The following is a 22,801-nucleotide window of genomic DNA, read 5'->3' on the forward strand; positions in this document are numbered from 1 at the left end:
CTTTGATTTTGTAAGCGTTGGCTGAGCGTAAGTCGAAGCCTCTATGAAGTGTGATTTTCCCAAGCTTACCCACTTCGACTGATGCTCAGTGTACCGCTTCGACTTACGCTCAGGGTACAGTGAGCATTGTGGGGAAGTATTTAGTCTTAGTCCGTTTATATTTTTTTAAACACAAGCGTGCCATTGGTGCCGCCAAAGCCAAATGAATTAGACATGGCAATATCAATTTTCATTGGTTTTGCTTGGTGTGCTGCATAATCTAAGTTACAGCCTTCATCAACATTATCAAGGTTGATCGTCGGTGGTGCGACTTGATCACGAATGGCAAGTAATGAGAAGATAGCTTCAATCGCACCAGCTGCGCCTAGCATATGTCCGGTCATTGACTTGGTTGAACTCATGACGATATTTTTGGCATGATTACCCATAAGCTTCTCAGCTGCTTGGCTTTCTTTGACATCACCAGCCGGCGTTGATGTACCATGTGCGTTAATATATTGTACTTGATCAGCATTGACACCTGCATCTTCAAGGGCTAATTGCATACATTCATAGCCACCTTCGCCACTTGGACTTGTGATGTGAAACGCATCAGCATTCATGGCGTAACCAATAAGCTCACCATAGATCTTAGCACCACGCTTTTTAGCGTGCTCATATTCTTCTAATACAACAGCAGCTGCACCATTAGATAAGACAAAGCCATCACGGTCTTTATCCCACGGGCGTGAGGCACCTTTTGGATCATGGTTGCGCTCAGATAAGGCACGAGCTGCCGCAAATCCGCCAATGCCAATAGCAGTATTGGCTTTATCAGCACCACCGGCAATCATCACATCAGCATCACCATAAGCAATCATACGTGCTGCCATGCCGATGTTGTGTGCACCCGTTGTGCAAGCAGTAACGACTGCGGTATTGGGGCCTCTTAGATTGTGCTTAATCGAGAAGTTGCCAGAGATGAGATTGATAATTGTGGCAGGAATACAAAAAGGGGATATGCGCCTAGGGCCTTTGTTATCAATAATAACACGTGTTGCCTCAAGCTCACCAAGTCCACCAATACCTGAAGACATTGATACGCCTATGCGGCGGCAATTCTCATCGGTTACCGTGATGCCAGCGTCTTGCCATGCTTCTTCAGCAGCTACAAGACCGTATTGCATAAAGGGATCGTATTTTTTGATTTCTTTTTTATCGAAATACTGTAAGGAGTCGAAGTTTTTAATGGTGCCACCAATGGTGACTTTAAACTCAGAAATAGAAGGTCCATGCACAAGATCAAATTCAGGTAGTTGTTCAATGCCGCTTTGACCTTTTAAAATCGCATCCCATGTACTTTTGACATCATTACCAAGCGGGCTTAATGCACCAAGTCCAGTAACGACAACGCGTCTTGCTGATTTCATGATTTCATTATCCAAATGTTTATACCGTTCGCAAACCATTCAAAAGTATCAAAAACTTCTTTCAGATATTAAACCCCGCAAAATGATTTACGATCGGCATAGTTATACAAACAAAAAATCAGCATTAACCTTGCGACTAATGCTGATTTCTCATAAATTCATCAGTTACTTTAAAAGCAATGAATGATTAGCTGTTATGTGCTTCGATGTAAGTGTAAACGTCTTGCACAGTCTTGATTTTTTCAGCTTCTTCATCTGGAATCTCAGTATCAAACTCTTCTTCTAAAGCCATAACTAATTCAACAGTGTCAAGAGAGTCAGCGCCTAAATCATCGATAAAAGATGCTTCTGCTTTTACATCTTCAGGTTTAACACCTAGTTGCTCAACGATGATGGCGTTTACTTTTTCTTGAATTGCGCTCATTTTGTTTCCTTAAGTTTTTACTTATTAATTAATTATAAAACTGTCTTTAAATTTATGGCATCTGCCAACCGAGTAGACATTGTAGTGAAATGTGCCTTATTTGCAATAAACTTACAACAAAATTCTGCTAAAACTGCTTTGGTTTACTATTTATTGAGCAGATGCTTCTATTAGTTATCAACTTCGTCGTTATCGTTATCATTTAAGAATAAAGGATATTGCTTTGCATCATCACCAACTAACCTTATTAAAGGGACTGATGAGCTAAATTAAAGTTGCAGTAACTTCGCTATTTCTATCAACAGACATATTTGCTAGACTTTGTGGCAGTAATATTTTGACTTAACATTGTGGTGCATATGAAAAACTTGCCAATTGGTTATTCGAGCCTGTCTGAGATGATAAATGGCAATACTTTTTATATTGATAAAACTCGTCATATCCATGAGATTGCAGCAAAAGGCAAGTATTACTTCTTATCACGTCCACGTCGTTTTGGCAAAAGCTTAACTATTGATACCTTAAAGCAATTGTTCCTAGGTGAGAAAGCACTTTTTAAAGGTTTGTATATCGAAGATAAATGGGATTTTGATAAGACACACCCTGTGATCCATTTTAGTTTTGGGCGCTCTAAATCAGTGTTTTCTGAGGAGTCTTTGCTGCAATGGATTTTGCGTGAGTTATCAGATACGGCCAAACACTATGGGATTGAACTGGATACCAGTAAGCATTATGACCTGCAGTTTGATCAGCTGATTAAATCGTTATTTGAAAAAACGAACAAGCGCGTCGTGCTCTTGGTGGATGAATACGATAAGCCGATTTTAGATGTGATTACTCAATCAGAGGAAGCATTACGCAATCGCGAGATTTTAAAGGGGCTTTATAGTGTCATCAAAGATAATGATGCATGTTTGCGCTTTGTGTTTTTAACAGGTGTATCTAAGTTTTCCAAGGTGAGTTTATTTAGTGGCTTAAATAACTTGGAAGATATTTCTTTTCGTGCACCGTTCGCTGATTTATGTGGTTATACGCAAGATGAGCTAGAGAGTACATTTACAGAATATTTAAAGGGTGTTGATCTCGTTAAACTCAAAACATGGTACAACGGTTACAATTTTGATGGAACTGAAGCACAAAAAGTTTATAACCCATTTGATGTTTTATTGTTCTTTAGCAATGGTGCACGCTATCAAAGCTATTGGTTTGAAACGGGTACACCGAGCTTTCTAGTTAAGCTAATTAGTCAACGTCGTGACATTATCCCTGACTTGGAGAACTATAAAGCAACTCCGGACGCGTTAAATAGTATAGATGTCAATAATACGCCAATTGCTGCACTGATGCTGCAAAGTGGTTATTTGACGATTAAAGAGCAATTTTATTTTGGTCAAGATCTTTGGTATCGCTTAGGCTATCCTAATTTTGAAGTTAAAACGGCTTTGAATAGACAGCTGACTAAGATTGGCATTACACAAGAAGATGCAACCATGAATCAACTTGCGATTAATAATGCGCTTTTGACAGATAACTGGCAACAATTTGAAAAAGCGATAGCGAGTTTTTATAGTAGTATTCCCTATGATTATTATGTCAATACACCATTAAATCGTTATGAAGGTTATTATTGCGCGATTATTTATAGTTATTTCGCTGCACTTGGCTATGACGTTAAACTCGAAGATCACACCTCTGAAGGTCGTATTGATATGTCGATTGTTATTCCTCATAAGAAAGTGATTATTTTTGAGTTTAAGGTCAGTCACGGCGAGAACTTAGCAGCCAAGGCAGTAGAACAAATTGTTAGCAAAAATTATGCATCAAAGTTTACTCATCTGGAATTGCCGATTTATCAAGTAGGTATTTCATTTGATCACAATAAGCGCACCATTAATGGCTTTGAAGTGCTTGAGCGATAAAGGGATATAACGTGTAACTCCAAACCACTTGCGGTTGATTTAGCTCTGTCTATACTTTCCTTATCAAGGAAATAATAATTATGGATTTCAAGTGCGATGTTGGATGTAAATGAAATATTGATTGTTGATGATGAGCCGATTATTTGTGAGCTGATTGAAAGTATTTTGCAGTCTAAGGGCTATATGACTTATAGTGCTTATAACGGTAAAGCGATGCTTGAGTACTTGAATCAGAAAATCCCAAGCTTAATTATTCTGGATTATCAATTGCCTGATCTAACGGGGCATAGCTTATGTCAGAAAGTGCGCCAACAATCGCAAGTCCCGATCTTGATGGTAACAGCACATGATAGTCAAGCTAATCTTATTCGTGGGTTTGAGCTTGGAATAGATGACTTTTTAGCAAAGCCATTTGACCCCAAAGAGTTGCTGTTGCGTATAGAGGCAATTTTGCGCCGCAGTCACAAGACACAAATGGCATTGTCTCAATCAACACAAGAAGATCAAATAAACTATCAATTTGATCGTTGGCATTTTGAACCATCAGCACTTAGTCTGGTCGATAAAAATAATATGAGCAAAAAGCTCAATTTGACTGAATATGAAGTGAAACTATTAAGTCTTTTTTGTGCGAATGCCGAGCGAATTATCACGCGTGAGCAAATTCACAAAGCGTTGGAGAGTCATGCTGATGATGCATCATTACAAGCAATTAATGTTTATGTTTATCGCTTACGCAATAAGATCGGTAAAGATCTAATTCAATCCATTCGTTACAAAGGATATAAGTTTTTGACGGATGTCCAAGTGCTTTCCTTGTAAGCTGATCTACCCTAATAACCTTATAGGAATCAGATATTCTTTATAAATCTACTTAACACCAAGTTCAATCAGACGTTCATCCAAGAAAGCATCAGCAGTTTTGTATTTTTCAGACAAGTAAATATCCGCTTTGGCGTGCATAAAGCAAGGTGTTGACATGCGATCAACGCCTTGTGCTTCACCTTCAGGTTTAACGACGCGATGCTTAGTAGCAATATATTCAAAGTTGGTCATTTCTTGCAGCATATCACCAATATTAATGATGATAGATTGCGGCTTACAAGGCACTTCATACCACTTATCTTCTTTGTGTGAGTACACCTCTAAGCCAGGTGAAGAGGCAACCGGTAAAAGGGTGATTAAATTGATATCCTCATGCGCTGCAGCACGGATGGCACCTGGTTCCTCATCACCTTTGATCGCAGGATAATGCAATATGCGAAATAACGTGCGATCAAATGACAAAGCTTCGACTAATGGCATATGCAGTTTCTTGGATGTTTCTGGATCCATATGATCATCAATCCATTGCAGTAATGTTTTACCTAGTTCAAAAAGTTGATCAAAAAGCTTGCGTGCTTTGTTAGAGACTTCTTGAGGGTAGCGGCCATTTGGAAAATATAAATGGAAATAATGTTTGATATCACGTGCGGTCTCACCCTTGGCAGTTTCTGAGATATCTATCGGAAAGTAGCCATCTTGAGTTGCTTTATCGTAATAATAATTGTGGGCAGCTTCTGAATTAATGAACTTGCGCCACTCACTATAAACATCTTCGATAAGCTGCCAGTCGATAGGGTGTGTCTCTAATACCCCAAAGCCTGTTTGCTTCAAAGAATCAGTAAAACGTTTTGGCGCGTTATCTGCATAATAATCAACACTTAAAATTTCCATAAAAACACCTGATTTATTGATTTAAATGACGTTGGCATGCTAAATACTAAAGACATACCTGTCAAGGTTGAAATGATAGTGATAGATCTGCAATTTAGTTGTTTGTTCATTTGTCCATTGGCGATAAAAGCAGTACACTGGCGACTTGAAAAAATTGATCAATTGAAAACAAAGGTAAAAAAGGATAAAAAATGATTCCAACACCTCATATTGAAGCAAAAAACAAAGATGACTTTGCCAAAACTGTGATTATGCCAGGAGACCCTCTGCGTGCTAAACTGATCGCTGAAACATATCTTAAGGATATTAAGCAGGTCAATAGTGTGCGTAATATGTTGGGCTTCACTGGGACTTATAAAGGCAAAAAATTAACGATTATGGCGCATGGTATGGGGATCCCAAGTGCGGGAATATATACGGCAGAACTATTTAATAATTATGATGTTGATCAGATTATTCGTATTGGTTCATGTGGCTCATATGTGTCTGAGATTGAGGTATATGATGTGCTATTAGTTACCGAAAGCTATTGTGAGTCGGATTATATCGAGATTGTGACTGGTGAAAAAACAAGACTGGCAATGCCAGATGTGAATTTAACAGCACATATAGCAAAAACAGCAGAGAGTTTGAGCTTGCCTGTGACACAAGCAAAAGTACATTGTACTGACGTGTTTTATCGCAAAAACTTTGATGATTATATCAAGATTCATAGTGAGCATGGTTGTAAAGCAGTGGAGATGGAAACTGTCGCGATTTTTGCTAATGCTAAAGCCTATGGTAAAAAAGCAGCTTGTCTTTTAACGGTTTCTGATTCATTGGTGACAAAGGAAGTTACAACGAGCCAAGAGCGCCAAAATTCATTTACTAAAATGATTGAAATCGCCTTAGCGAGTGCTTAATCCTAGTTATCTATAGATATTTTCTTTCTCGCATTTTCTAAAAAAATAACTATTCTTACTTGTGCAGGTTCGCATATATGAAAACAAGGAGAATAGTAATGAAGTGTTGTAAGCAATCAGGATCTATTATTGGTTGTCTAGTCATAGGCATTATATTAGTTATATTAAGCATTGTACTGATTATTGGTGCCTTTAGTTGGTTTCCTTCAGCGCATAGCCTTTATGATTTAAGTGAATCGGTTATCACAGGTATGTTGGGCTGTGCCAGTTTGATTATTGGTGCCATCTTTATTGTCGTAGGAATCGTCTTAAATAAATTGGAAAAAAAATGAGAGATAAATTAAGCACATTTTTACCAAGGTCAAGTTAGAAAGAATACGTAAATGAAATCGCTGATGTTAATACATAGCTTTGACCAACCATTGGGCTGTCTTGAACAGTGCTTGCAAGTTGATTTAAGCGAAAAACGCTGGTGATGCCCCAACGTTTGTTATAACGATACATTAGTGATAATGATAAATAAGGTGAAAAAGCGCTACCTGGAGAATATTCTTGTAATCCAGATAGCGCTGATTCGCTTGCAGAAATACCATAAAAGTAATCCAATATTTTATTTTGTGTCCATTGCACGCCACCGCCTGGTGAAATAATCAATTGATGTTTATCGGACTGTAAAATAAAAGGTTTCGTATATTGCATGTTTGCCATTAATCCATGCGTTCCTGCCGTAAGATCGAGATTCAAACCCAATTGCAGTGAGCCATAAGCGCTGTTGAAACGACTTGAGAATCCTCCCATAAACATATAGTTGCGGTCATTTAACTTCTGTAACTGTGGATCAGTTGATTTGCTGGCATCAAATTTTTGTGGATATAAGAAGCCATCAACAGAAAAGCTAAACATACGATTGCCGATGAGGCGATAAGCAATGTATGGTCCAAGGACCGTTAAATCTTCACCTTTATAGGCGATCATCGGAAATGCCAAAATGTTATCATCAGTTGCTTTGTATGGATTGGGAGTAAAGATACTCGCAACCCCAATACTCCAAGGATATTGAATATTAAAGTGCTTTTGTTCTTTTTGTTCTTTTTGCTCTTTTTGTATTTTACTTGTGTCCTTGCTTAGGAAATCTTCTTGCGTTTCACCATAGTTGCTATTAGCAGAGTTATTAGGGCTATTGGTTAGCAGGGTATCTTTAGCGGCTTGTTGTTCTTGTGTAAAAGCAAACATAGGTAGCAACATTATGCTAAGCGGCATCATTAGAAAGTTATATTTACAAGCCATTTATTACTCCTTAAGCTATCGTTGTTGTTACGATGATTAAGTGTAGTTATATCTTGTGTGGATATGTAGTAGTTTCGACGGGAAATATAATAATAAATAATAATGCATTCATACGTAGTTGATATTTTTTGTGACTCTTCCTTATAGAAGATGTTGGCAAAAGAAATGCTATCCTATCGGTGAGTTGTAAATCAGTGACTATTTGGGAGTATCGATTGAAAAATTGGGGGGTGAAAAACTGGGGTAATTCTCAAGTTTATAACTTGCAGAAACTAATGGGAGTGAGTGTTACTAAAGCAATATCATGCGAGTTCTTGATATCTATTATTCTTTCACGACTAATTGTGGGGGTTCTAAATTAGAATATCTAATGACTACTAAAACCAGTGGGGTAGCTAATGATACAAAAGCAAGTTGGGGCATTAGTTATGATCCTGAAAGTACAGGTGGTTAAACCATCAACTTATCAATGATGACAAAGCTTAAAGGTTATGGTTTGCTGCAAGATACCGCATTGACTTTAGAGGTGGGTTATCCAGTTTATCAAAAACTTCTCCACCATTAAGCACAGCAAAATGATTTACGATGGGTATATTATGACGAGAGATTTTAGTATTTTTGGTTATATTTCGTTATTTCCAATCTTGCAATCCTGTGTTTATAGTTTACCCATTAAGTGATTGACTTCTAATCTGTCAATGCAAGTGAAACTATTGATTTGGGGCAACTTATTTATGATAAATTTTGTAAAGTATGTATTTGTTTTATGTTTGGGCTTAACTACGCTTTCTCATGCGAGTCTCGATCCAGGGGTGATGTTGCTAAAGTGGGACAATGATGATCAGGAGATCACGCGGACAATAAAAAACACAGGGAGCACCACTCAATATGTAAAGATAGAGGCTTTTAAAATACTTGATCCATTTGGAGAGGGTAAAGAGATAAAGCTTGAGCTTAAAGATATGGTAAGTGATCTTTTAGTTTCACCATTAAAGATGGTTATTCCACCTAATTATGAGAAGCTGCTTCGGATGAGTCTACCTAAAGGTAGAGATTCCATTACCGCGGATCAATATTACCGTATTCGTATTATTCCTGTTGAACCATCGTTAGATAATGGATTTTTCAATGTGCAAGAAGGTGAGGTGAAAACTGGTGTTACTTTGTCCATTGCTTATGGAACCTTGCTAATTGTCACACCGCTTCAGAAAAATATTCGCTATAACACAGTGCATGATGTAAGTGACGATCTTTTAAAGATAGAAAATAAAGGCAATAGCTTTGTTAAAGTTAAAATTCAAGGGGCTTGTCGCGATGAGACGATTGAGCACTGTGAAAATGGGAACAAAGTAGAGAACCATATTGTGTACGCTAAACAAAGTAAAAATTTTAGTTTAACTGATTATAACCATGAGGAGACAGAGTATGTGATTACTGAGGGCAATGAGAGAGAGACGTATGAAATTTAACAAATAAATCAATTTAATATCAAACTATGTAAATAAATATATTTAGGAGAAACACAATGAAAACAATCACAAAAACATTAGCAAGCGTTTTATTAACAGCATCTATTATTGGTGGGGTAAATGCAGCTTCTACTCAAGGAGAAAGCTTATCGATTCACTTATCTGCGAATGTTCCAGATACTGATGCGGCTTACTACACCGTGAATGTAGTAAACTCTCAACTTCAATTTTCTTATGATTTAGTTGCAGGTGATTTCACTGGTGATTCAACGTCAGTTACGATAAGTGTAGATGGTGGCGAGTTAGCTGCACTTAACGTCAGTGCAGCTGCGCCGCTAGAGATTGCGCATAGTACTGATCCAACAAAGAAAATTAGCTATGCGGTCAAACTTGGGACTCAGGAGATTACAACAACAGATTCAAATATTATTAGTCAACTTGGTAACCCAGATGGTACCTCTATCGTGGGTCTGGTGATTGATCCTGAAACATATGACGATTCTAAACACATAGAAGGAAACTATAGTGGTCAATTAAATCTTCTTTTTGATGGAACTTTAAGCTAAGACGTTTGGGTTAATAAGCTGTAAGAGGCATAATCGATGATTTATTTGAAATTTATTTGTTTGGGTGGAGTGCTGAGTTTTTGTTTATTAGCTAAGTCTCACGCAAATAAACATATACCAAAAGAATTTATTGATTTTGTCTCACAGCAAGGGGTTGATGTGAATGTTAAGGTATCAGGTGTTCAGCTTGGGTACCATACAGCATATATGCAAGATACTAAACTTGAGGGAATCGATCTTAATGAGATTTTCTCTTCTGTAAAGTTAAAAGATATAGCCAAAGCAATTATTTTAGATCAATGGCGTTCAGGGATTCCTTTTGAAGCTGCCATTTACTGTAGCACTGAGTATGAAGCTCAAGGCATCTGTAAAGCGGGATCTATTTTAGCAAGAAGTCATTTTTCAACCAAGACCTCTCAGTTGGATATTACAATTAATAAGAGCGCTGTATCGTATCAAAATCATCAAGATCAGGGCTATCTTAATCTACATGAAAACACACGTTATGGCAGTGTTTTTAACTATGATCTTTACTTTGATGTTTCAAATGAGACATCAAGCTATAACTTAAATTTAGAGAATATCACTAGTGTTAATAATACTTCTATTCATAGCGGCATTATCGCCTCAGGCAATGAAAATAGCTCAAGTGAAACACTAACGCAGCTTTATGTGCAGCAGGAGTTTCAAGACAATCTGTTAATTGCAGGTTTTATGGGCAGCTATGAGGCACCTTTTAATGCCGTGACGCAAATGGATTATATTCCATCAGTGGATAGTTTACTTATTGGGCTGGCAAGCTCAAATAATATGAAGAAAAACAAAAATGCGAGCTCTCAAGTGCCAATTTTAATTTATGCACAGAGTAATACCAAAGTGAAAATTTATAAAGAAAACAACCTTTTAAGTGTGCAAAGTTTTGCCGCAGGGACACATGAAGTTGATACTTCTACTTTTCCTTATGGTATTTACTCAGTGAGAGTTGAGATTTATCAAGGAAACACCTTGATTGAAACCAGAATAAGCACAGTTGTTAAACCAACTTCAGCAGCAGACTTTGGTAACAGGAGCTCACATTACAGACTTTGGGTCGGGATGGCAAAAGAAACAAGCTATCAAGAGCAGTTTTTTCCTGATAGCTTTAATAAAGTCTATCTCGGTGGGGCATATGCTTTTATGCCGTTAACCAATACAGTGACAAACCTCTCAGCTTATGTACTTGGTCGTACGGTAACAGGGGAGGCTGGTGTTGATTATCTATTCTCAGAGAGTCTCTCATTTAATGCTTCAGGCGCGATTGATAACTATCACGGCTATGGATTTAATATCAATGCACAAGTGCAACCGTTTAACCTATTATCGATGAGTTTGTGGTATCAAAATGAAGATAATCAAAGAAATAACTATCAAAATGAGCAAGTTTTTAGTGCCTTTGCAAAAGATTATAACAGCATTGGCATAAGCACTAGCATTAATCTAAATGATATTGGACTTGGTTCTTTATCAGGAAGTTATATGTATAATTTAAAAACAAATGGTTTTCAATCCAACGTGTCACATTATAAAACATGGGTTAGTACAAGGGACTATCAAATTTATTCAACGATTAACTATGGTTATAGTAAGTACACAGGTGGGCAATATAAAGATTTCTCCATTATGCTCAACTTTAGCTATTTCTTTGATAATGGCTCGAGCATTAACAGTTCTCTTGGGCATCAAAGCTATAATAATACAAATAGTGGCACACTTGGCTATTCACCAAACTTTGACAGCAATTATATTGATGATGTATCACTTGAGATAGATTATGGTGATGTTAGTGAGTCGCAAGGTATTTCAGTTAACTTGGGCTCTGATAATATCAGTGGCTTTATTGATGCAGCTCATCAATCAACTAACGGAGAATCAACTTCATCAATATATGGCTCACTCTCAGGCAGTTTTGCCTTGGTTGATTTTATCCCTTCTTTCAGTGCGGATCAGTATAATCAGGCAGGTGTTATGATTGATATGGATATGCCAGAGGACGCAAGTGTTGATGCTGAAATTGATGGCAGACGCTATAGTTTAAGTGCAGGGCAGAATCTTATTATGCTGCCGGCGTACCAAGAATACACGCTTCAGCTTTTAGAGGATAGAAATGACAAATCAAATCTTCAATACTCTGAGAAAGAAAAAAGCTTCACTCTCATGCCGGGCAATATCGTTCAAATTGATGAATCAGCGATTGCGACAATACATGTATTAGGTCGTGCACTCGTTGATGGCAAGCCTAAGAAAAATGTGATGGTCAAAAATCACATTAACCAAACAGTAACCGATGAGGAAGGCTATTTTATGGTGTATATAGATAAAAGAAATCCAACCTTGCAAATTAACGGTAGTTGTAAACATGAATTTCAAGATCCTCAAATTTTGCAATCAGGACAGTGGATAGGAGTGATTGAATGTTGATGGGAAAGAAAAATATATATAAGCACATTCTCATTATAAACGTGCTATTAAAGGGTATTTTCTTTTCAACTGTAGCATATGCTGAAACCGAGATAATCAACGTGACAGCATTTGACGTAGAAAAAGAGAGTCAAGATTGGCAGTATATAATAGAAGCTGAAACAGGATATATTGGGGGAGGACATTCTTTGATAGCCCTTTCAAATAAGGTGTTGGCTAGTTCAATGATAAATCCATATGATAGAACTTATGACTTTCATGTGAAATGGCACAGTGAAGCAACAGGGCGAGCGACGATACGTTTGGAGGATAGGCAAAGAGGACATACAGAAGAGTTTGATGTGCAGTTTACGAAGACTCTATATGCTAATAATTCAACAAAATATACAAACCCTAATAATACTGCTGAATACCACAGTCCAGACTATGGAGATATGACTCAGTATTATTTTAGAGTGTTAAGCTCTGAAAACCAAGATAAAGTAGCGGGGCTATACCTTGGCAATATATCAATGCCAGTAATTGCTAATGGGGGGAATGGACAAACTGCGGGTCATATACTTCTTAATTTTAAATTGGTTGTGCCATTAATAATGAGTTTTTCAGCACAGAATACTGCATTGCAGTTGAATGAATCTAATGACCGCTACCGTGCCAGTACAAGAGTTGACTTTTCATCTAACTCGCCGCTGCCTTTGGAAATTACAGCACAATTGCAATGTGGGCATTTGGTTAATAACAGATGTGCATTAACCCATGATAGTAATTTAGATTATTGGCAATACTTGGTTGATATTAATGGCCAAGCTATTTCCCCTAACGATAAACTGAAAATGATTTTAAATCCTCAGGATAGTTTTGATCTTGGTGTGACGGCAAAAATGCCCTATGGAAAAGAGTCAGGGAGTTATTCGGGCCAGTTTACTGTTGTGTTTGATGCTGTATGGTAATAACCTTGGTTTGGAGTTAAGCTTCATAAAGTTGTCACATCCAATCGTGAACAATTATAGGATGTGAATCACCGCATTCTAAGATGAGAAGTAATTATTCGTTATTCCCCAATAATTGATTAATAAACAACCCTATGTAGACTGCTTATATTACTTATTATTTTTATGATTCTAGTTAGTAAATTGTTTTGCTAATGATGTCGATATTATAAAACAGGAGTAGAGATTCAATGCAACAATGGTTAAGGCGAAGAGTTGTAGCCATCACTTTAAGTGCTATTTTGTTAGTTATATTTATTGCACCACTACAGTTGGAGCATATCTTTTATTACGACCAGCGGCGTGTAATGCAATTATTGCTACTGAGTATTGTGCCTTTATTATTTCTATGGAGAAATTATAGTGTATTTATCTTGCAGATATTGATGCAGAATAAAGTTGTATCCTTATTGTTATCGTTATTTTTGATTATTGGGTTGTTAAGTAGTATTAAGGCATCATTTATGGGGATAGCCTTTGTGCACTACACCCAGTTATGTTTATTGATTCTGCTTAGTTTGACAGTTGCTTATAGTGTTGTACATAAACAACAAAATATTAACTACTATATGTGGTTAGGGTGTTTATTTTTTATAGTAGTTGCAGCTTATATTGGTTATGGTTACGTTGTATTATTCACTGAGAATATAGGGAGTAATATGTTAAATAGTGTTTCAGCATTAACAGTCCATCCGCAATTTTTAAATCCTAGATTCTTAGATCAAATTTTAACAGCTTTAGTGCCGCTAAGTAGTGGATTGCTTTTGATTGTTAAAAATCGTTATCTCAAAATAATCGCGATTACTGCCGTCAGTACAGGGCTTTATTTGATGATTTTAACGGCTTCTCGAGCAAGTTTTGTTATATTGATATCAATGATAGTCATTGGCATGATTTTCTTTCGTCCATTATTTTATCGCTATTGTAAGTATATGTTGCTTTGCTTTGTTTTGGCGTTTTTTGCTTATTATACCATTACGTTTTTGATGGAAGCATCAGTTGGCTTGAATATGGATCGTAGTGATGGTTTTTTAAGCTATAGTGATCGTTGGCCATTGATTCAAGCGGCGATTTTAGCAGGGTTATCCGAGAATATATTTCTAGGTCTAGGGCCCGGTATGTATCCTGCTTTTGTTTACTTTTATAGTGAAACAACAGCGGCTCACCCGCACAATATATGGGCATTGTTATTAGCTGAGTGGGGTATCATCAATGCGATCATTGTTATGATGCTTGTCATTATGCTTATCGTTAGATTTTTTAAAATAGCAAAATTAATTCAAGATAATATCTATGCTATGGTGATCGTTTTTGCTGTAAGCTCGATGTTCATTAAAGGATTAGTTAGTGGCGTAACCATTATGCCTGCTGCACAACTTACTTTTGTGCTTACAATTGGCTTGTTGCTTGCTATATTTATATCAAAGGCTAATTTGCTAACCTTTAAATCAACCATTGAACAGAGAATTTTTAAGTTACTTTTGGGTACTATTTGTATGATTGCATCAGCTTATTTGCTGTTATATTCATTACATAGTATGTCTCGATTAACGACAAATGCCTATCACTATGGTACAGCCTGTTATATTAAAAATAAGGACGTGACCAGTCTGAGCCCTAATTTGTGGTCAAACGGTTGGTTTATGACGCATAACAAAAGTATTGAAGCGCTTTCTCATTCAGCTGATTTGAAATGTGTTTAGCATCTAAACAATATGGGAAATATCCTTATATGGAGAGTGAGTCCTTGGTTGGTGTAAGTATACAAAAAATCAACATATAGCCGCTATGCACCCATTGTAAAAAGATTCACGATGGGGCAAGTGCGCAAAACTTAATTAGTGCGCATGGAGCTCGGCATTTTCAAGATCATGTAATTTATCCAGATTAATCTTTTTATGGTCGTAATTAGCAACAACCCCAGGCCTTAGATTAATATTTTCGATGGGCATAATCTCCACCTGTGCTTTGCTAATCTCAGCATTGAGAACATGACCTCCTGTTTTCTTATCATCAGTAACAAAATGACTGTGAAAGCCAGGTACGCCAAAGCCTTTGGTATACTCAGGGGAAAAGAAAGTAACCATTTCTCCGGAAATATCTTTGAGTGTATATCGGTTTTCATGTTGCTTTAACCATATGTCTAACGGCAAATCTTGTGCTTTGCTGTAGTCCTCACTACGCAATAGAATCTGCTTAAATTGGCCTTTGATTAAAATCGCATAGCTTATCTGGTTGTTTTTTACTTTGCTCATGATCATCTCTTGAAGCTTCTCAAGGGAAAGCTTATTTTCAATACTAAAGCTTAGTGATTTATTTGGCTTAAAATCAGTGGCTGTTAGAAAAGAGAAGCCAGATAGTGTGTTCATTTCTTTTAACTGACCATATGGATCTGCAATATAATAAACGCCATTTATAGCGACAACTTCACCTAAGCCAACACCTGCACCAATTGCAAAGGTATTGCTATGAGCCTTTGTGGTACTTAAATCAACTTTTTCACGGTAATCTCCGGCAAGAAGCGCACTAATCGTACCGTATTGATAAAGTGTCTTTTGATGAGCTTGAAGGCTAAATGGCATATAAGTCAGGCAAAGGGCCGTTGTGGTTGCAAGTGTAAAAAATTTTGTCATATATTTTGATCTCTTCTTTATGTGTTGAAACTTTAGCTATGGTAATAAACAATGTGGCAGAGTAAAAATCAAATAAAATCATACTTTTTTGAATAAAAATATAAGGTAAGCTTAAATGGGGTGTTATTTTGGCTAAGACTACATATTCACCCGTAAGTGCTCACCGTACTCTGAGCGTCAGTCGAAGCGCTTACACAATCTAAGTGGGCAGAAATATGGCTGTAGCTGTTATTTTTTGTGATGATTTATATTTAAGATGCTTTAGATATTTCTGTTAGTCTGTTGGATGTTCTATCTGAAAATACTAAATTCTGGGGGAGAATTATGAATAGTACGCATAAAGATATATCACGTATGGGGCGTTGGAATCTATATCAAGTTGAAGTCATTGAACGCTTTTCTTGGGCGGCATTAGCAGGGGTTTTGGTGGCTTACTTAATGGCTTTCTTTGATGTCGATCATAAATATGCTTACTTGCTGTACACAGGGGCAAGCGGTATGACCTATGCAATTATGGTGATAGGTGGTTATGTTGCCACACTCACCATAGATTATAGTACCCAGACCATCTCGACATTGATAAGTTCAATAACAATCGCCGTTGCAATAATTATTGTAGTTGGTACTTATATTTGGAATCGAAAAGTAAGAGATTAACAAAGTGCGATAAATATAGTTATGTGTTAGATTATGCATAATAGTAAAACGATATTTTAGTAGTTAGGTGAAGGATGTCAGAACAGGCAAAAAATATTTTAATCATTGATGATGATCGAACATTTCGTGAACTTTTGTCAGAGACATTAGCTGTCAGAGGGTTTACAACCTTTTGCGCAGAAGACACTGAGGCAGCAGACAAGTTACTATCAGAGCATAGAATTGATATTATCTTATTGGATCTAATGATGCCAAAAGAGGATGGCATTTCTTTTTGTAGGCGTTTAAGGAAGTCATGCCAAATTCCTGTTATCTTTATTAGTGCGGTAAATGATGAAGTAGAAGAAGTGTTAGCACTAGAAGTCGGAGGGCTTTATTATGTTCAGAAACCATTTAGCTCAAGATTATTATTGACTAAAATTGATAAAGCACTGACTATATATGACCAATATACGGTTAATCAACAACAAAATACCCTACTAGAATATAAAGATTATGATTTTGGTTCATGGCTCTTTTTGTCAAACCATAGAAAAATAGTCAACAAGGAGACAAAACACTCAATAAAACTAGGTAACCGAGAAAAGGATTTTTTAATGTTACTCATTCATGATAATGAACCAGTTTCAAAGGAGAAGGCATTGCAATTGATTTATCAAAAAGAATATAGTTTTGAAGATAACTCTATTAATTCACTAATTTATCGTTTGCGTAAGAAAATTACTGAGTGTATCCAGTCTGATGAAGAGTTTATAGTATCGGCTTATTCCGATGGCTATGTCTTGACAGTGAAACCTGTGGGCATTGCATGACATTGCATAAAACCTCAATGAGGTTTTCGTATTTCAAACTTATTGTTATAGGTGTTTTGGCAGTTATGTCTATGCTGTTTTCATCTTATTTTCTATATCAATATGCTCAAGGTCAAACACGTGAAACGCTAAAAAGAAGCTTGACACTTTTTACCTATCTACGTGAAATATTAAAACAACCAACGCTTGGTGTTAATGATGATTACTATGATAATAAATTGATTCTTATTAATAAGATGCAACGCATTAACCCTAATATATCTTTTTCAGACACCCCTAAATATAATGATCAAATAGAGTTAAACAATAAGCCTCAATTACTGTTGTCAAACATGCAAAATAGAGTATTAGGAGATAGTTACTCAATTTATCTGCCAAATATAGCACAGTGGTTGAATATTAAAAGTAATCGTTCACCTTACTTCTTTATTTTGATTATTATTATTTTGCAACTATTGTTATTATGCTTTCTAATCTATTACGCTTATTCTAGCATTAAGCTGCTCAGACCTTGGTTGCGTTTAAATGAGTTATCTAATCAGCTGATGATTGGTGGAGCTGGTGATGTTTCCATGGTGACTTCAGGGCCTAAATTGATTAGATTATCTTCTGGTATGATGGCAAAGATGATTGAAAAATTAAAGCAAAGCAATGATGAAAGAAATATTACACTTAAGGCATTAACACATGATTTGCGAACGCCTTTGGCAAAGTTGCAGCTTTTAGCTGAACGTGTTGATAATGAAAAATTAGAACAGAGTATAAGCCATGAAGTTGGCGCATTAAATGACTATTTAACTCATATACTGAATTACATGCAGCGTAGCTTTTCTTTGGAAAAAGTAACCGATATAAATCTGGATAATTTACTAAGTCATCTTGTTGATGAATACAAAAATGTTCATGCTAAAGTAACTCTGACATCGATCTCACTGCACTCGCCTAAAATGATTAAAGGACAGCCTAAATTATTAGCAAGTGCTTTTAAGAATATTATTAATAATGCATTAAAATATGCAGGTGACTGTGATATTGCTATTAGGAGTAATAAATCGCAAACTATTGTTGAGTTTATCGATCATGGAGATCAGCTGAGTGATGAAACCCTTCGATTGATGGCAACACCATTTTTTAGAGCAGATCCTGCGCGAACTGCTAAAGTTAAAGGCTCTGGGTTGGGTTTGAGTATTACCAAGGCTATTTTGTTTAACCACAATGCAAAAGTTCAGTTTATCAGAGCCAACAAAGATAGCGGCTTATGTGTTCGAGTTGTATTTCAATAACTCAAGCTACAAAATATTCACTCACAATTACTCACCGTACCCTGAGCATCAGTCGAAGCGATGCACTGAGCATTAGTCGAAGTGGGTGAAAACAGAAACTACCTATGTATAAAGGCTTCGACTTACGCTCAGCCAATGTTTGAACAATCAAAGAGAGTGGGTTGGATATGGTCATAGCCATGATTCATTATACCGATATAGCTTATTTGGTATAGCAGCTCTACTCTGCTTGTCGGCACCATTTTTATTTTTTCTGCTTTTTTCTGCAAAAACTTCTTGAGCATCTTGCTGTAAATGATTATGTTATAACGTATTAATACATTGTGAAGTGTGAATAGTATTTTTATGGTGAATATCAAACAAGCGCAGCAATCTGATATTGATGCGCTTTTTCATGCGTTATCATTGCTAGAAAGTAGTGAGGAGGTTGCGAAACTTTTCGAGGATTTATGCACGCCTGCGGAGATTTCAGCGATGGCAGATCGTTGGCGCGCGGTTCAGGAGATCAAAAATGATAAATCTTATCGCCAGATTTATGCTGAAACTGGTGTCAGTGTGACCACAGTGGCAAGAATTGCGCGTTGTATCACACATGGCGCTGGTGGGTACAATTTAATGTATGACAAAGTAGAAAAAGTAGAAAAAGTAGAAAAAGCAGAAAGTGCAAAAGAGAGAAGTAGGTGAAAGAGGTCGTAACCATATGTATCAGTATTGGCTGAGTGTTAGTCGAAACCTTATGTGTATTCGTGTTGGCTGAGCGTAAGTCGAAGCCTTTATACATAGGTAGTTTCTGGTTTCACCCACTTCGACTAATGCTCAGTGCATCGCTTCGACTTACGCTCAGGGTACGTGAGCACTTTTTTGGGTAGAAATTTGTCATTATGACTATTGAAAAAGAGAAAAATTAAAATAAAAGGTCAATTAAATGAGTGATAGACAAAATAAGCGATTACGCATTGCAGTACAAAAGAAAGGGCGGTTAAACACAGAGTCAATGGCGCTTTTTGAGAAAGTTGGCATTAAAGTGCAGTTATCAAAAAGTGGGCTTTATTGTCATGCGATTGATGCACCGGTTGATTTTTTATTTGTACGTGATGACGATATCCCTACTTTGGTTAATGATGGCTTTTGCGATGTTGGTATTATTGGACAGAACGTGTTGGATGAGTTTTGTTTAACGTTGAATGAGAGAAAGCAAAGCAATAATATTACGATAGATAAAGCGCTTGGCTTTGGGACTTGTCGTTTATCGATTGCTATTGCCAATAGCAAAGCATATGACGATATCAATAGCCTAAAGGCAATGAAAGTTGCGACCTCATATCCTGAGCTATTAATGGAATTTTCACGTCAAAACAATCTCGATTTATCGATTTTAAATATTTCAGGTTCGGTTGAGATTGCACCTAATCTTGGTATGGCTGATGCGATATGTGATCTGGTGTCAACAGGGCGCACATTGGAGGAGAATAATCTCAAAGAAGTCGTTGAAATCATGCAATCACAGGCATTGTTAATTCGTAATAACCATACACTTGCGCCAGAAATTGAAGCATTCTATCAGCGTTTGATCGATCGAATGAATGGGGTGATGCAAGCCAAAGAAAGTAAATATGTGATGTTTCATGCACCTAAGTCATCACTTAATGCCATTAATGATATTCTGCCAGGTCATGAAGGGCAGACGATTATCCCTATCGCAGGCGTTCATGATAAGGTTGCTGTGCATATTGTGACGACGGAAGGTGTGTTTTGGAATACGTTGGAGCGTTTAAAGCAGGCAGGTGCTAGTGCGATTTTGGTGTTGCCAATAGAAAAAATGTTAGCGTAAGAATGTGAGAATGAAAAATGATTAGAACCTATCAAGTCAATATCGATGATAAACCTGCTTGGCAGTCTCTTCTTAAGCGTGCGCCACAAGTTAATAGTAATGACTTAAATAAACAAGTTGAAGAGATTATTAATGAAGTAAAATGCAACAAAGACCAAGCGCTATTTGAATATACTGCGCGCTTTGATCATTGTGAGCTTGATAGTTTATATATAACAGAAGCTGAAATAAAAGAAGCGTATGCGCTAGTTGGCGCTAAAGACATTGAGTTAATCAAAAATATTATTGCCAGAGTGAAAAATTATCATGAAATCAATAAACCTAAAAATACTATAGTTGATAGTAATGATGGTGTGTGTTGTCATAAAGTTTTTAGCGCTATTGAGAGCGTTGGCTTATATGTGCCTGGCGGAAGTGCACCTTTGATCTCAACGCTTATTATGCTAGCAATCCCAGCAAAAGTAGCAGGATGTAGGCAAGTGAATGTTTGCACACCAGTGAATGCACAAGGCAAAATTCACCCATTATTATTAGTCGCCGCTGATTTATGTGGTGTTGATATCATTTATAAAATAGGTGGTGCTCAAGCCATTGCCGCGATGGCATATGGCACAGAATCCGTCACTAAAGTTAATAAGATCTATGGTCCAGGTAATAGTTGGGTAACTAAAGCGAAGATGCTTGTTGCTGATGATATTGAGGGGGCTGCAATTGATATGCCAGCGGGTCCTTCTGAAGTCTTGGTAATTGCTGATGAGAAGGCAAATACTCAATTTGTTGCAGCAGATTTATTAGCACAAGCTGAGCATGGCGCTGATTCTCAAGCAATACTTATAACAACCAGTAATGCGTTAGCCAATGAGGTAAGCGCTACCATTAATCAACAGATAAATACATTAACGCGTCAAGAGATCATCAAGGAAGCATTAGTTCATAGTCGTATTTTGGTAGTTAAGATCTTAGAAGATGCTTTTGTATTTGCTAATGACTATGCGCCTGAGCATTTGATTTTACAGGTGCGAGACCCTGAAAAGTATATTGATCAAATCCATAATGCCGGCGCGGTATTTATGGGGCAATGGGCAGCTGAAGCATTAGGTGATTATGTCACCGGATCAAATCATGTATTGCCAACGTATGGTTATGCTAAGTCATTTAGCGGTTTATCAACGATTGATTTTATGAAAGCAATGAGTGTGCAATATGTCGATGAGAAAGGATTATTAGCTATCGGTGATTTAGCAGCACAATTAGCCGATATTGAGGGCTTAACAGCACATAAATTAGCCGTTGATCTGCGTCTTAAGGCACTTGAAGATGGAACGGAGGCGACATGTTTGAGAAGTTGATTCGTCAAGATTTAGCTGCATTTAATGCTTATTCTTCGGCACGATCTTTAAACCTTGAAGGTGATATTTGGCTTAATGCCAATGAGCTAGCTTATGATTTATCTGAACAAGGTTTTAATCGCTACCCTGAGCCACAACCACAAGAATTGGTGCGTGCTTTAGCAGAACTTTACCAAGTGGATCAAGATGAAATGTTGGTAACACGCGGCAGTGATGAGGGCATTGACTTATTGATTCGATTATTTTGTACATACCAACAAGATGCAATTATGGCATTTAAACCAACCTTTGGTATGTATCAGGTTAGTGCGCGTTTACAAGGGGTAGGGTATTTTGAATATGCACTTGATCCCACGAATGAATTTGCACTCAATATTGATGATTTATTAAAGGAGATAAATAACAAGCCAAACGTTAAGATATTGTTTATCTGCTCACCGAATAATCCAACTGGAAATGTAATCTCGCGAGAGGATATTGAGAGCTTATGTCTTACATTAGCCGGTAAGGTAATGATTGTTGTTGATGAGGCCTATATTGAATTTAGTGGCGAGCAAAGTGCAACAAGCTTAATTAAGCAATATGATAATGTAGTCGTTCTTAGAACCTTATCCAAAGCGTATGGTTTGGCGGCAGAGCGTGTTGGCTCTGTTATCACTAATGCCCGTTTGGTGAATTTGATCAAAAAAGTGATTGCCCCTTATCCCATCGCACGGTCAGTAGCGCAAAATGCAGTAGCTGCATTACAACCTGCACGTTTAGCATTAGTTAAAAACAAAATACATGAAGCGATTAGTGAACGCACACGTTTATTTCAATATCTACAAGCATCAAACTTGGTTCATAAAGTATATCCCTCACAAGCTAACTTTTTATTAGTACAGTTTAAAGTGGATATATTTACTCGATTATGTCAGGCAGGCATTATCGTCAGATCAATGGCAAAGGTATTTAATGATGAAACGATGTTGCGTATTAGCATAGGGGCTGTTGAGGAAGTCAATAAGCTTATTACAGTATTACTGAAGTTACGCACTTTAGAAAAACTATGATTTTATAAACACCCCGTCAGCCTTTGGCTGCCACCCCTCTTGCAAA

The 22,801-nt window shown here is 37.1% G+C and carries 21 protein-coding genes; 16 read left to right on the forward strand and 5 right to left on the reverse strand.

Annotated elements, in window-relative coordinates; all coding sequences use genetic code 11:
- Positions 1-155 precede the first annotated feature (155 nt).
- Both fabF and acpP read right to left on the reverse strand, forming a co-directional pair.
- Positions 156-1,409: a beta-ketoacyl-ACP synthase II gene (gene fabF, locus ACY10D_RS10560; RefSeq protein WP_487000697.1), complete on the reverse strand. Its 1,254-nt coding sequence runs from the start codon at positions 1,407-1,409 to the stop codon at positions 156-158.
- Between the two features lie 187 nt (positions 1,410-1,596).
- Positions 1,597-1,833, reverse strand: coding sequence for an acyl carrier protein (acpP, locus tag ACY10D_RS10565; protein WP_192483915.1), 237 nt, complete (start codon positions 1,831-1,833; stop codon positions 1,597-1,599).
- Positions 1,834-2,192: 359 nt separating this feature from the next.
- Here acpP and ACY10D_RS10570 point away from each other — a divergent pair, with 359 nt between their 5' ends.
- Entirely contained in the window at positions 2,193-3,752 is a 1,560-nt protein-coding gene (locus ACY10D_RS10570) for an ATP-binding protein (RefSeq protein WP_487000698.1), read from the forward strand.
- Between the two features lie 96 nt (positions 3,753-3,848).
- Positions 3,849-4,574 (forward strand): response regulator transcription factor, encoded by a 726-nt coding sequence (locus ACY10D_RS10575; protein WP_487000699.1) that lies wholly within the window; start codon positions 3,849-3,851, stop codon positions 4,572-4,574.
- Between the two features lie 48 nt (positions 4,575-4,622).
- Here the strand turns inward: ACY10D_RS10575 and ACY10D_RS10580 are convergent, their stop codons facing one another.
- On the reverse strand, positions 4,623-5,468 hold the full coding sequence (locus tag ACY10D_RS10580; protein WP_487000700.1) for a 2OG-Fe(II) oxygenase family protein: 846 nt from the start codon (positions 5,466-5,468) through the stop codon (positions 4,623-4,625).
- A gap of 191 nt (positions 5,469-5,659) precedes the next feature.
- Between ACY10D_RS10580 and deoD the strand changes: the two genes are divergently transcribed.
- Positions 5,660-6,370 (forward strand): purine-nucleoside phosphorylase, encoded by a 711-nt coding sequence (gene deoD / locus ACY10D_RS10585; RefSeq protein WP_487000701.1) that lies wholly within the window; start codon positions 5,660-5,662, stop codon positions 6,368-6,370.
- A 98-nt stretch (positions 6,371-6,468) separates the two neighbouring features.
- Entirely contained in the window at positions 6,469-6,702 is a 234-nt protein-coding gene (locus ACY10D_RS10590; RefSeq protein ID WP_487000702.1) for a hypothetical protein, read from the forward strand.
- 34 nt (positions 6,703-6,736) lie between these two features.
- On the opposite strand, the gene ACY10D_RS10595 is transcribed toward ACY10D_RS10590, so the two are convergent.
- Positions 6,737-7,657 carry a MipA/OmpV family protein gene (locus ACY10D_RS10595; protein WP_487000703.1) on the reverse strand — a complete coding sequence of 307 codons (921 nt, stop codon included), beginning with the start codon at positions 7,655-7,657 and terminating at the stop codon, positions 6,737-6,739.
- A gap of 734 nt (positions 7,658-8,391) precedes the next feature.
- Here ACY10D_RS10595 and ACY10D_RS10600 point away from each other — a divergent pair.
- The 5 genes from ACY10D_RS10600 to ACY10D_RS10620 all read left to right on the forward strand — a co-directional run bounded on the left by ACY10D_RS10600 (position 8,392) and on the right by ACY10D_RS10620 (position 14,841).
- Positions 8,392-9,126 carry a fimbrial biogenesis chaperone gene (locus tag ACY10D_RS10600; RefSeq protein ID WP_487000704.1) on the forward strand — a complete coding sequence of 245 codons (735 nt, stop codon included), beginning with the start codon at positions 8,392-8,394 and terminating at the stop codon, positions 9,124-9,126.
- A gap of 56 nt (positions 9,127-9,182) precedes the next feature.
- The gene (locus tag ACY10D_RS10605; protein WP_487000705.1) at positions 9,183-9,692 is read left to right on the forward strand and encodes a CS1 type fimbrial major subunit; all 510 of its coding nucleotides are present in this window, start codon (positions 9,183-9,185) and stop codon (positions 9,690-9,692) included.
- A 36-nt stretch (positions 9,693-9,728) separates the two neighbouring features.
- Positions 9,729-12,149: a TcfC E-set like domain-containing protein gene (locus ACY10D_RS10610; RefSeq protein WP_487000706.1), complete on the forward strand. Its 2,421-nt coding sequence runs from the start codon at positions 9,729-9,731 to the stop codon at positions 12,147-12,149.
- Positions 12,143-13,099, forward strand: coding sequence for a hypothetical protein (locus ACY10D_RS10615; protein WP_487000707.1), 957 nt, complete (start codon positions 12,143-12,145; stop codon positions 13,097-13,099). Before ACY10D_RS10610 ends, ACY10D_RS10615 begins: the two co-directional genes overlap by 7 nt.
- A 230-nt stretch (positions 13,100-13,329) precedes the next feature.
- Positions 13,330-14,841: an O-antigen ligase family protein gene (locus tag ACY10D_RS10620; RefSeq protein ID WP_487000708.1), complete on the forward strand. Its 1,512-nt coding sequence runs from the start codon at positions 13,330-13,332 to the stop codon at positions 14,839-14,841.
- A 135-nt stretch (positions 14,842-14,976) separates the two neighbouring features.
- Here the strand turns inward: ACY10D_RS10620 and ACY10D_RS10625 are convergent, their stop codons facing one another.
- Positions 14,977-15,771 carry an acetolactate decarboxylase gene (locus ACY10D_RS10625; protein WP_487000709.1) on the reverse strand — a complete coding sequence of 265 codons (795 nt, stop codon included), beginning with the start codon at positions 15,769-15,771 and terminating at the stop codon, positions 14,977-14,979.
- A 324-nt stretch (positions 15,772-16,095) separates the two neighbouring features.
- On the opposite strand from ACY10D_RS10625, the gene ACY10D_RS10630 reads away from it, so the two are divergent.
- From ACY10D_RS10630 to hisC, 7 genes are all read left to right on the forward strand, one after another.
- A complete protein-coding gene (locus tag ACY10D_RS10630) occupies positions 16,096-16,428 on the forward strand; it encodes a hypothetical protein (protein WP_487000710.1) in 333 nt (110 codons plus the stop codon).
- A 74-nt stretch (positions 16,429-16,502) separates the two neighbouring features.
- Positions 16,503-17,240, forward strand: a complete 738-nt coding sequence (locus tag ACY10D_RS10635; protein WP_487000711.1) for a response regulator transcription factor — start codon at positions 16,503-16,505, stop codon at positions 17,238-17,240.
- A 65-nt stretch (positions 17,241-17,305) separates the two neighbouring features.
- A complete protein-coding gene (locus ACY10D_RS10640) occupies positions 17,306-18,523 on the forward strand; it encodes a sensor histidine kinase (RefSeq protein ID WP_487000712.1) in 1,218 nt (405 codons plus the stop codon).
- A gap of 330 nt (positions 18,524-18,853) precedes the next feature.
- Positions 18,854-19,207 (forward strand): YerC/YecD family TrpR-related protein, encoded by a 354-nt coding sequence (locus ACY10D_RS10645; protein WP_487000713.1) that lies wholly within the window; start codon positions 18,854-18,856, stop codon positions 19,205-19,207.
- Positions 19,208-19,448: 241 nt separating this feature from the next.
- Positions 19,449-20,354 (forward strand): ATP phosphoribosyltransferase, encoded by a 906-nt coding sequence (hisG, locus tag ACY10D_RS10650; protein WP_487000714.1) that lies wholly within the window; start codon positions 19,449-19,451, stop codon positions 20,352-20,354.
- A 17-nt stretch (positions 20,355-20,371) separates the two neighbouring features.
- Complete coding sequence (gene hisD, locus ACY10D_RS10655; protein WP_487000715.1) at positions 20,372-21,703, forward strand: histidinol dehydrogenase; 1,332 nt, start codon at positions 20,372-20,374, stop codon at positions 21,701-21,703.
- Positions 21,688-22,755 (forward strand): histidinol-phosphate transaminase, encoded by a 1,068-nt coding sequence (gene hisC, locus ACY10D_RS10660; RefSeq protein WP_487000716.1) that lies wholly within the window; start codon positions 21,688-21,690, stop codon positions 22,753-22,755. The genes hisD and hisC overlap by 16 nt, the downstream gene beginning before the upstream one ends.
- The last annotated feature ends 46 nt before the right edge of the window (positions 22,756-22,801 follow it).

The sequence above is a fragment of the Cysteiniphilum sp. genome (assembly GCF_057495195.1).